Origin of the sequence: Streptomyces sp. NPDC006283 (assembly GCF_040613325.1) — a bacterium.
Taxonomy (GTDB): domain Bacteria; phylum Actinomycetota; class Actinomycetes; order Streptomycetales; family Streptomycetaceae; genus Streptomyces.
Genome location: NZ_JBEXRZ010000261.1, coordinates 1 through 9,559 on the forward strand (window position 1 = coordinate 1; position 9,559 = coordinate 9,559).

Genomic DNA, 9,559 nt, shown 5'->3' on the forward strand with positions numbered 1-9,559 from the left:
GCGGTGGTGGGCGATGACCGCGCGACCGGCGGTGACCACGTGCAGGTCGTCCTCACCGAGGCGGATCCGGACCGTGACATGGGCGCCGGCCAGACCGGGCGGGACGGAGTAGTGGTTGCCGGCGAAGGAGACAAGTCCTTGCGGGCTGACGACACGGATCTGCTCCAGCTCAGCGGGGAACGGACGGGTCGGGAGGTCCAGCAGCGGCTCGGCCTCGGCGAGCGCGGCGACTGTGGTCGACGCTCCGTCGAGCTTACGTTTGCCGCTGTCCATCGGCACGGCCAGCTTGTCGACACCGTTCTGACCTGCCTCGATGCTGATGCCGTCCCGGACGGTTCGCCACCAGCGTTGGGCAGCTGAGTGGTTGGCCTTCTCGACGACACCCTTGCGGTTGCCCCGCCGGGGCGGGCAGATGTCGACGCCGGCTCCGTAGTACTTTGCGACGGAGGCGAAGGTCGCAGGATCCGTCCGGTCGGCGGGTGGCAGACGGTGGCCATCCGGTCGAACCGCCACCTCCGGGCCGTTCCGCCCAGGCGCCGCAGCACGGCGTCGATGGCCTGAACCAGGTGCGGGAAGGTCTCCGCCTCCGCCAGCACAGCCCGCCATCGTCCCGAGTGAGCCAGGGCGCCGACGAGGAGATGCGCATTGGCACCGACGCCCCACTCCACGGGCGGGTCCGGGAGCTCGACCCAGTCGAACTGGATCTCCTCACCCGGAGGATGCGCGATGATCGCCACGTCGCGGCCGTTCGAAGCCCGACAGGGTTCGCAGTGCGGACGCGCTTTGTATCGTCGCAGGGCACGCGTGAAGGTGGAGTATCCGCCTGCATAGCCGAGTTCTACGACCTCATCGAAGAGCGTCGAGGCCCCACAAGTGAGGGTCGTCGCTGAGCCGTTGGCGGCAATACTCCAGGAAGGGCATGAACGCGTCTGGCGACTGACGGCGATAGCCGGAGACTCGCTCGCCGTTCAGATACGCGCGAATCGTCTTGCGGTCGTGCCCCAGGTGTCGGGCGATCGCCGAGATCGACCCTTCCTCCCAGGTGAGCATCCAGGGCCCTTCAACAGGCCGAACTCCGTGCTCACGCAGGCTCTCCACGACACGCCGAGAAAGTCACGCAATGGGTGGGGAGATCACCTGAGCAGGTTTGGCCAACTGAAGAGCGACACCTGAGGAGATTCAAAGAGCGCCATCAACCTTGCCAGCGGGGTGAGCTGGTAGTGCGCGCGGCGCTTCAGCCACGCCCAGCTCTGGACAGTTGGAACCACATTCCGCTGTCTCCTCAACACGGCTCGCCCGCCTCTGCCTGCTGGGGCTGCTGCCAGGCTGGTCGGGGGAAACCGGCGGATCGTCCCACCGGTCATGGATGAACGCCGCGAACGATGTCGCAAAACTCTCCAAGCAAGCAGCGGCTGCTCACCGTTCGCGGTCCGCGACGCAGCAGCCACCACGGTGGTCTCGATCAGCAGTTCCACTGCTCGTGCCGAAGGCCGCCTGGGCTGGTTGGCCAGCACGTCGAGAGCAACGTCGATGCTGTCATGCACCTGTGTCACCGACGCCTCCAACTGCCTTGGGCCTGTTCTCCATGGACTTCGATCAGGGCGACGGATTATGGCCATCACGGACAGTGATGAGGCTGGCGTGGTTATTGGCGTGCACATCCGAGAGGCGGAGCCCCAGGGTGGAAGTGGCCACGGGTCAGCGGCGGCTGGCGGCGACGAGTTCGGCCAACCGGTTGCCGATCACTGAGACGGCGGGGCGGGGCTCGCGCTCGTAGAACTCCGCCTTGCGGCGTCGTAGCCAGGCTTCGCCGTGCTCGGTCCAGGTGAAGCCGGTTTTGCGCAGGACCTTGCTGATCACTGTGTCGGCCGTGTCGGGGTGGGCTTCGGCGAGGCGTTGGAAGGGCAGTGGGGAGATGGAGGTGTCGCGCAGGTAGCGGGACTGTAAAACGTTCGGTGTAACTCCCGATCATGGAAGATGCATCGATGACCAGCAACAACATGGCCGAGGCCGAGTCTGTCGAGCCGTCTGAAGCGGCGCCGGCAAAGTCTGTGGACGACCAGTTGATCGACGAGCTGGTGGGCCGGGCTCAGGCCGAGGGCCTTCAGCTGACCGGTGAGGGCGGGCTGCTCCAGCAGCTGACCAAGCGGCTGCTGGAGTCCGCTCTCGAGGGCGAGATCACCGACCATCTCGGCTATGACTAGCACGATCCGGCCGGGAAGAACGGCGGTAACTCACGCAACGGCACCCGTGCCAAGACCGTGCTCACTGACGTCGGCCCGGTCGAGATAGCCGTTCCTCGCGACCGGGACGGCTCGTTCGAGCCGAGGATCGTCAAGAAGCGGCAGAAGCGCCTGACCGGCGTCGACGAGATGGTCATCTCGCTCGCTGCGAAGGGCCTGACCACCGGTGAGGTCCAGGCTCACCTGGCGGAGGTCTATGGCGCCGAAGTGTCCCGCCAGACGATCTCCACGATCACCGACAAGGTTCTGGACGGCATGGCCGAGTGGCAGAACAGGCCGCTCGACGCTGTCTATCCGGTGGTCTTCATCGACGCGATCCACGTGAAGATCCGCGACGGCGCCGTTGCCAACCGGCCCGTCTACGTGGCCCTGGCCGTCACGGCGGAGGGCCGGCGGGACATCCTGGGCCTGTGGGCCGGCGACGGCGGCGAGGGTACCAAGCACTGGCTGCACATCCTCACCGAGATCAAGAACCGTGGCGTGGGCGACGTGCTGATGCTGGTCTGCGACGGACTCAAGGGCCTGCCCGAGGCGGTCGAGACGGTCTGGCCGAAGACGATCGTGCAGACCTGCGTGGTCCACCTGCTGCGGAACTCCTTCCGCTATGCCGCCCGCCAGGACTGGGACAAGATCGCCAAGCTCCTCAAGCCCGTCTACACCGCACCGACCGAGGAAGCCGCCCTGGACCGGTTCGCCGAGTTCGCCGACGCCTGGGCCAGGAAGTATCCGGCGATCGTGCGGCTCTGGGAAAACGCGTGGGAAGAGTTCACCCCGTTCCTCCGCTTCGACACCGAGATCCGCCGGATCGTCTGCACCACGAACGCGATCGAGTCCGTCAATGCCAGGATCCGGCGGGCGGTCAAAGCCCGCGGTCACTTCCCCAACGAGCAGGCCGCCCTGAAGTGCGTCTACATGGCCATCATGTCGCTCGATCCCACCGGCAAGGGCCAAGCTCGCTGGACCATGCGCTGGAAGACCGCGCTGAACGCCTTCGACATCACCTTCGACGGCCGCCTCTCCGCAGCCCGTCAGTAGCCCTCAACAACCCAGATACACCGCTCGTTTGACAGACCCTTCTCGGAGTATCGGCCTGCCGCTTATGCCCAGTCGATGCCGAGGTGGGTGAGTGCGGCGAGGGCGGCGCTGTCCAGGAGCGGTTCTTCTGATCAGTGATTGGTGGGTTGACCTGGGTTGATCAGTTTGGGGAACGGCTTCGATTGAGCGGTGTGGGAGCTTTAGCGGCGGGCGGCCGGTGTGCGTGTCGGCTTGGAGTGGGCTCCTGATCTGCGGGTTTGTCAGGTAGCGGGTCGGCTGATCAGAGCGGGTCATGTGTGGTGACGAGGCAGCATGTTCAGTGATTATGGGTATGGGATGAACATGATCTGGGGCTGTTCCGTCCGTCGTGCGGGCTAAGCTGCCTGGCTTCCAGCGGGTCGTGAAGCGTCGAGTCTGGGTGTCAGATGGGGCGATGCGGGGTGGCCTCCCACAGGGACGCTGTTCGGGGGAGGATCTGGGCGGACAGGCGGGAGGGCCCGGATCCCAGGCTGATGGTGGTGCGGGTGAGCAGGCATGTGTCTGTCAGGAGTGGGTCGTCGATCTGAATGAGTTCGCCGGTGTCGAGCCAGGGGTCGTAGGGAACGGTGAAATGGACGCGCCGAGGGTTTCCGGGTTCGACGTCGATGCCGGTGACGTGTTCTAGGAGGAGCGGGCGGCCGTGGATGGCGAGCTGGCCGAGGACGTCACTCGCGGCGAGTTCCACCAGGCGGTCTGCGGCGTCGAAGGCGTCGGTGAATGCCCGGGCCGGGCCGGTCAGGTGCTCGATCTCCTCGGTCAGCACGGTGCAACGGTAGTTGTGCCGCGCCAGGACTTGGCTGGGTTCGTGGCCGTCGATCGCGGTGTGGGAGAGGCGCTGTTTGAGGCGGGTCCGTGTCTGGCGCAGCGCGTTCCGGCTGGTCTCGTCCAGGGCCTGCCGGGTGTCAGCGAGCCGCTGCCATTCGTGACTCGCCTGCAGCGCGTTGGCCAGGGGGTGCGGGCGCTCTCCTCGAGGGCCCGTGTCTGGTTGTGTGTCGCCTGCAGCTGGCGGGCAGCGCTCGGCGGCAGCCCTCGCATCTGGAGGCCGGCGGCGCGTTCGCCAGGCTGCCAGGCAAGACGGAAGGTGTACTCGGTGTTGGTCAATGCGGTTCCGGGTACGAGCTGTGGCGCGGGCAGCTGCGGGTAGCCGGGCATCCGGGCTCGCAGCCAGGCGATGGTCGTGCGGTGCGCGGCTTCGACCCGTGCCGCTGACTGCAGCCAGGCTCTCCACGCGTCCTTGTCGTACGGCGCGTCGAAGTAGGGGACTTGCTCGAACAAGTGGACTGTCCGGGTCAGGCGCATGGGAGTTCCGGCGATGTCGGCGTCTGAGGCCTGCATCTGCTGCAACCTGCCCGGTACTCCGCTGCTGCGGGTGGGCGCGTTCCGGGGCAGCTGACGGGCGAACCCCTGTACGGCTGGCAGGGCTGCCCAGACGCCGGCCTGCTGTGTTACGGCTTGCCACACAGCCGTGTCGTTCATGAGCATTCATCCGTTTCTGAGGGCCTGATTGCTGTGTGCGCTGCTATGGCGTCAGCCAGGAGCTCGTCGTGAGGGCTTCGATAGCCTCTCGGACACGCTGGTGAGCCGTGGCGCTGGGCGGACTGTCCTGCATGTGTTCGAGAGTGGTGCAACCCCAGGTTTCCCCTGGCGAGAAGGAGGGATCATCAGAGGCCTCGACGACGACGTCGTCACTGTGCCGGTAGTCGACGGGCGTGTACACGCTTAGCGCGTCCTGCTGCGGACGACCGATGACCGCGTGCAGGCCGAGCGGGCCTACCTGGGCTTTCAGCGCCGCGGTGTGACCGGGCGGCGCGGCAAGGTCGATCAACTGGTTGACCACCAGCGCCGTTTGCTCAGTGTGCCGGACCAGCGCTTCTGCTGCCGTCTCCCCGGGGCCTGGGCGGCGTGGGGAAAGAGCTGCGGGCTGGTGAAGGCGGGTAAGCAGTTCCTGGCGCCACAACCTTGTTGCGACCGCCAGGGGACCGGCCTCCTCGTCCACCACGGCGGCATGACATGTTTGGGCGAGTTCGAAGGCGCGAGCCTCATCGACCCAGGCCGACTCTGCTCCAGGAGCTCGCAGCGCCAGCGCTCGTCCGTCCTTCAGCCGACTCATTACCACGGCCTGGTCCTGGGCTGCGGAGAGATGGCACAGCAGTGAGGTGACCTGGTGCGGCGCTTCCAGGCCCAGCGGCCTGCGATCGTGGCTGGCCAGGGCCACCGCCGTGAACGGCAGATCACGGGTCACCAGTGCTGCTATCGCCTCGTCGACTCCCCGAAGCTCTGCGTAGAACAGCATGCGCTGGTCATCACCGGCGGAAAGCCTGTGGGGAAGGGGCTCGGCTCCGCTGGCGTGTGCGGCTCCGGCGAGGTAGTCCGCGAACGAGTCGTGCATGGGGACTACGGTCTGATCCCAGCCCAGTGAGGTGATCAGGCCGCAGCGGCGGGCTGCTTCGTCAATGGTCGATACGTCGGCCAGCAAGCCGACAGACCGAAGGGCGGATGTGGCCTGACTGAGCAGGTGGTGCCATTCGTAGACGTCCGCGTACCGGCGGCCATCATTCAGCAGAAGCGCAAAGACGATGCCCAGCGCGGTACGCACAGCTGACATCCCGGTCGCGCCGCTTCGAGCAGCCAACTGCTCGATGAAGGCTCGGTAGAGGCCGGCTCTCCCCTTCGGAACATCCTGGTCGTCCAGGAGCGCCATAGCCATGGAGAACATGAGCGGATTGCCCGCGGCATTGCCCAGCGTCTTGTCGAGGGTCGCTACGACAGCGCGGGCCATGTGCGGCGTACACGATCTCCCGTCGGTGGCGGTCGCCCGTTCAACCAGCTCGACCCGCCGCTCGTACTCCAGCGGCACCATCCGAAAGATCTCTGGAGACACGCTGCTGGGCAGCATGGCCCGAAGCGCTGCCATATCGCGTCCCACCAGCACAATGCGCGCTCCGTGCCCAGCGGATACAGGTGCGAGCAGTTCTTCCTGCAGGGCGCGGCGAGTTGGTTCGGCGACCTCTGCGGCGCCGTCGATGATCAAGGTGACGTTGCTGTCCGACAGCGCCTGAGCACCGGTGGCAGTGGGGCATACCTCCCGGAGCACGGCAGCGATGCCGTCGGCCGTGAGAGCCCCCAGACGTCCAGGAAGATAGCTCTCGGCGTGCGCCGTGATCACGGCCTTGCCGTCAGCTGCGGCCTGCTGGCGCAGGATGCGCACTGCGGTGGATTTCCCCGTCCCCGTGCGGCCAGAGAGCACGACCGGACCACTTCCGCTGAGCAGCTCGCCAACGCGCAACTTCTGTCCGCCGCCCGATGCGTGCTGCCGGATGACCGACGGGTCTCGCATCTGGATGCCGGCAACGGCAGGTGCGATCGCCTCTTGCTCGATGCAGGATCTTGCTGCCTCCAGATAGCGCTCCCGTACGGCTGACCACCGCTGGGCAGGCGACTGTTCGGCGGGGACGCCCAGGAGAGCGGCGATGCGCTGGCGGTCCATCTCGCGAAGCTGCGGCTCGGGGTTGCTCGCGAAGTCGAACAAGGCACGAAACAACCGGTCGACGGACTCGCCCCATGTGTAGTCGGGGGCGCGCACCTTGACTTGGATGGCGTGACGCAGTGTTCCGTCGCGGGCGAGGAGCTCGATATCGACAGCGTCGTCGGTGCCTTCGACCCGGATACTTCCTAGGGTGGGGTCTTCAAGAAGCCCGATCGCCTCCAGGACGCCTTGTGCCTGCTGATAGGCGATACCCCGGACTGTATCTACGCCGCTCACGATTCCTATGCTTCCACGGCCCTCTGACAGTCCACTCAGGCTCGTTCAGGCTGTGATGCCGATCTTGTTGAGGAGGGGTTGTTGGTCGGGGTGGAGGAGGGGCCAGGTGCGGTGTTGTCGGTTGAGCCAGTGGTGGGTTGCCGGGTGGCGGGGGTGGGTGTGGGCGTGGTGGTAGGCGCGTTGCCACAGGATGGGCCAGGGAGGGTTCCACCAGGGGTCGATCGCGGCGAGTGCTTGCTGGGTGGGGGAGGGGCTGCTCCGTTTCGTCGCGAGTTGGCGTTGTCTGTCGAGCCATTCGCCGAGGGGGAAGCAGTCGTGGACGGTCTTGATCGGCGGGCAGAGGCGGCCGTGTTCGCTCCACCGAGTGCCGGCCAACTGGCGCTGATCTTTTGGAGTGTGCGGCGGAGTACGGGTCTTGTGGAGGACGATGTGGGGTGCGGTCCTCATCTGTAGCGGGACGGCTTGGAGTGGGGGAGGTCTGGGTGCGGTTAGAGGTGCGGGTCGGGTCGGGTGTGGGGGAGTTGCGTTCGTTGCAGGGCTGGTTGCGGTCGGATCCTGATGTGCGCCGGTCTGCCGTGGTCGAGGTGCGCGGGAGTGCGCCGCGGCCGGGGGAGATGGGCACCGCACTTGACATGCTGCAGCTGGTGACGGGGAACGGGTGGAGCGGGGCGTCGTTCGTGCTGGCGTTGGTGGCGTGGCGGCAGACCCGGCCGCAGCGGCCGCGGGTGGAGATCCGCCGGGGGGACACGGTCATCGTTCTCACGGACTGCTCACCCGAGGAGATCGAGCGGGCGACCAGAGCGCTGGACGCTACCGCGGATGAGGATCGGGACTCGTGAGTGTCCTGCCCGATCCGGGGGCGTCTCGGGCGGTGCTGATCGGTACCAGCTGCTATGACCACCTTGAGCAGTTGCCGGCCGTCTCGAACAACCTGACCGCCCTTTCCGATCTCCTGACCGGTCCGCTGTCCCTGCGCATGCCCACCCCGCACGTGACCGTCATCGAGAACCCGCCCGACCCAGCCACCGTGATGGAACCGCTGCGCCAGGCGGCCGTGGCGGCCACCGACACCCTGCTCGTCTACTACGCCGGCCACGGCCTCATCGACCCTCAAGACACGCTCACTCTCGCTCTGCCGCACACACAGCCCGACCGGGTCGAGACCTGCCTGAACTATGACTGGCTGCGCCGGATCCTTCTGAGCTCCCGCGCGGAGCGGCACATCGTCCTCCTCGACTGCTGCTACAGCGGTCTGGCGCTCGGCAGGATGAGTGCCTCGTCCGGCCTCGCCGACCAGGCCGCCGTCGAGGGCAGTTTCCTCCTGGCTGCCTCGGCCGAGACCCGCACGGCCCTGGCACCGGTCGGAGAGACCTACACGGCGTTCACCGGCGCGCTCTTGGACACCTTGCGCCTCGGTATACCTGACGGCCCGCCCCTGCTGGAACTGGGAGCCGTCTACCGGCATCTGCGGGTGACCCTGGAAGCGCGCGGGCACCCCGTCCCGCAGGCCAGGGACCGCAACAGCGGCGCCCGTGTGGCACTCGGGCGCAACCACGCGGCTCTTCCTGCCCCACTCCTCACCGTGGGGGAGGCGGCAGAGGCTGGACGGCGTGTTTGGCCCGATCCGCATGAGATCCGCACCGTCACGGGGTTCTTCACCGCACTCGCGGACGTGCGGGTGACCAGCGGGCTGACCCATCAGGCAGTCAGTCAGCGCTCGGCGGGACGCATCTCGGCCGGCACTGTCAGCACTCTGCTGAACCGCCGTACCCTTCCCACGACGTGGGCAACGACAGCCGCTTACCTGTCGGCCTGCGGCGTCCCTGACGGCCAGATCACGCAGTGGCACGCCATCTGGCAGCGGCTCCGCGACGAGGCACCGACCGCAGACACCCCGAGCGAGGTCGTCCAGCAGGCAGAGGAGCCTCGAACGAAGAGGTCGTGGCAGCGGTCCTTCTCGGTCTTCCGCCGCGAACGACGTCACTGACCCACAACGGCAGGCGTTGATGACGCCGACGGCTGCGGCCGAGGAGCGTCAGGACGCTCCGCATCATCCCCGAACAGCGTGTTCCAGCCGGCGATAGCCAACAGCACAGCCACCAAGACGACACCCGTGGACGGTTTCTTCCACCGGCTCGACGCCGATGACGGCTTCACGTAATGCCCTGCCCGGTAGTGCCCCTTGCGATTCTGAGCCACAGGTCCACATCCCCCGATGCCGCCGTCGACCGATACGCGCACGAGTGTCCCAGTGACCGGCCCACCATGGTTCTGGAACTGATGAGCACGGCTGATTCTGCATACTGACTGGCGGCCGGGCCGCGACGCCAGCATCTGGCCGACCGTCCTCCATGTACTCCTCGGAGTATCGGCCTGCCGCTTACGCCCAGTCGATGCCGAGGTGGGTGAGTGCGGCGCGTTGGGGCGGGGTGAGCTTGTCCCGGCGGGTCTTGGTGTTGCTGTACCAGATGCCTAGCTT

Annotated in this window: 8 protein-coding genes and 2 pseudogenes; 3 read left to right on the plus strand and 7 right to left on the minus strand. The window is 66.8% G+C overall.

All coding sequences use genetic code 11. The annotated features are described in order from the left end of the window. The 4 genes and pseudogenes from ABZ070_RS32695 to ABZ070_RS32710 all read right to left on the minus strand — a co-directional run. Window positions 1-513 (minus strand): annotated as a pseudogene (locus tag ABZ070_RS32695) (transposase); the annotation flags it as partial. A 333-nt stretch (window positions 514-846) separates the two neighbouring features. Continuing rightward, a complete protein-coding gene (locus ABZ070_RS32700) occupies window positions 847-1,050 on the minus strand; it encodes a hypothetical protein (RefSeq protein ID WP_356639226.1) in 204 nt (67 codons plus the stop codon). An 83-nt stretch (window positions 1,051-1,133) separates the two neighbouring features. Further along, the gene (locus ABZ070_RS32705; RefSeq protein WP_356639228.1) at window positions 1,134-1,553 is read right to left on the minus strand and encodes a hypothetical protein; all 420 of its coding nucleotides are present in this window, start codon (window positions 1,551-1,553) and stop codon (window positions 1,134-1,136) included. Between the two features lie 145 nt (window positions 1,554-1,698). After that, the gene (locus tag ABZ070_RS32710) at window positions 1,699-1,860 is read right to left on the minus strand and encodes a hypothetical protein (RefSeq protein WP_356639230.1); all 162 of its coding nucleotides are present in this window, start codon (window positions 1,858-1,860) and stop codon (window positions 1,699-1,701) included. 125 nt (window positions 1,861-1,985) lie between these two features. Between ABZ070_RS32710 and ABZ070_RS32715 the strand changes: the two are divergent. After that, a pseudogene (locus tag ABZ070_RS32715) lies at window positions 1,986-3,278 on the plus strand (IS256 family transposase). Between the two features lie 421 nt (window positions 3,279-3,699). Here ABZ070_RS32715 and ABZ070_RS32720 read toward each other — a convergent pair. The 3 genes from ABZ070_RS32720 to ABZ070_RS32730 all read right to left on the minus strand — a co-directional run bounded on the left by ABZ070_RS32720 (window position 3,700) and on the right by ABZ070_RS32730 (window position 7,527). Then, window positions 3,700-4,080 carry a hypothetical protein gene (locus ABZ070_RS32720; RefSeq protein WP_356639232.1) on the minus strand — a complete coding sequence of 127 codons (381 nt, stop codon included), beginning with the start codon at window positions 4,078-4,080 and terminating at the stop codon, window positions 3,700-3,702. Window positions 4,081-4,836: 756 nt separating this feature from the next. Continuing rightward, window positions 4,837-7,080 carry an AAA family ATPase gene (locus ABZ070_RS32725; protein ID WP_356639234.1) on the minus strand — a complete coding sequence of 748 codons (2,244 nt, stop codon included), beginning with the start codon at window positions 7,078-7,080 and terminating at the stop codon, window positions 4,837-4,839. Window positions 7,081-7,125: 45 nt separating this feature from the next. Then, window positions 7,126-7,527, minus strand: coding sequence for a helicase associated domain-containing protein (locus ABZ070_RS32730; protein WP_356639236.1), 402 nt, complete (start codon window positions 7,525-7,527; stop codon window positions 7,126-7,128). Window positions 7,528-7,592: 65 nt separating this feature from the next. On the opposite strand from ABZ070_RS32730, the gene ABZ070_RS32735 reads away from it, so the two are divergent. Further along, window positions 7,593-7,919 carry a hypothetical protein gene (locus ABZ070_RS32735; protein WP_356639240.1) on the plus strand — a complete coding sequence of 109 codons (327 nt, stop codon included), beginning with the start codon at window positions 7,593-7,595 and terminating at the stop codon, window positions 7,917-7,919. Continuing rightward, a complete protein-coding gene (locus ABZ070_RS32740; protein WP_356639238.1) occupies window positions 7,916-9,067 on the plus strand; it encodes a caspase family protein in 1,152 nt (383 codons plus the stop codon). Before ABZ070_RS32735 ends, ABZ070_RS32740 begins: the two co-directional genes overlap by 4 nt. Window positions 9,068-9,559: the final 492 nt, after the last annotated feature.

Excerpts from the sequence above, each read along its gene's own strand:
- ABZ070_RS32700 (WP_356639226.1), bottom strand. The coding sequence starts at position 1,050 with ATGCTCACCTGGGAGGAAGGGTCGATCTCGGCGATCGCCCGACACCTG.
- ABZ070_RS32730 (WP_356639236.1), bottom strand. The coding sequence starts at position 7,527 with ATGAGGACCGCACCCCACATCGTCCTCCACAAGACCCGTACTCCGCCG.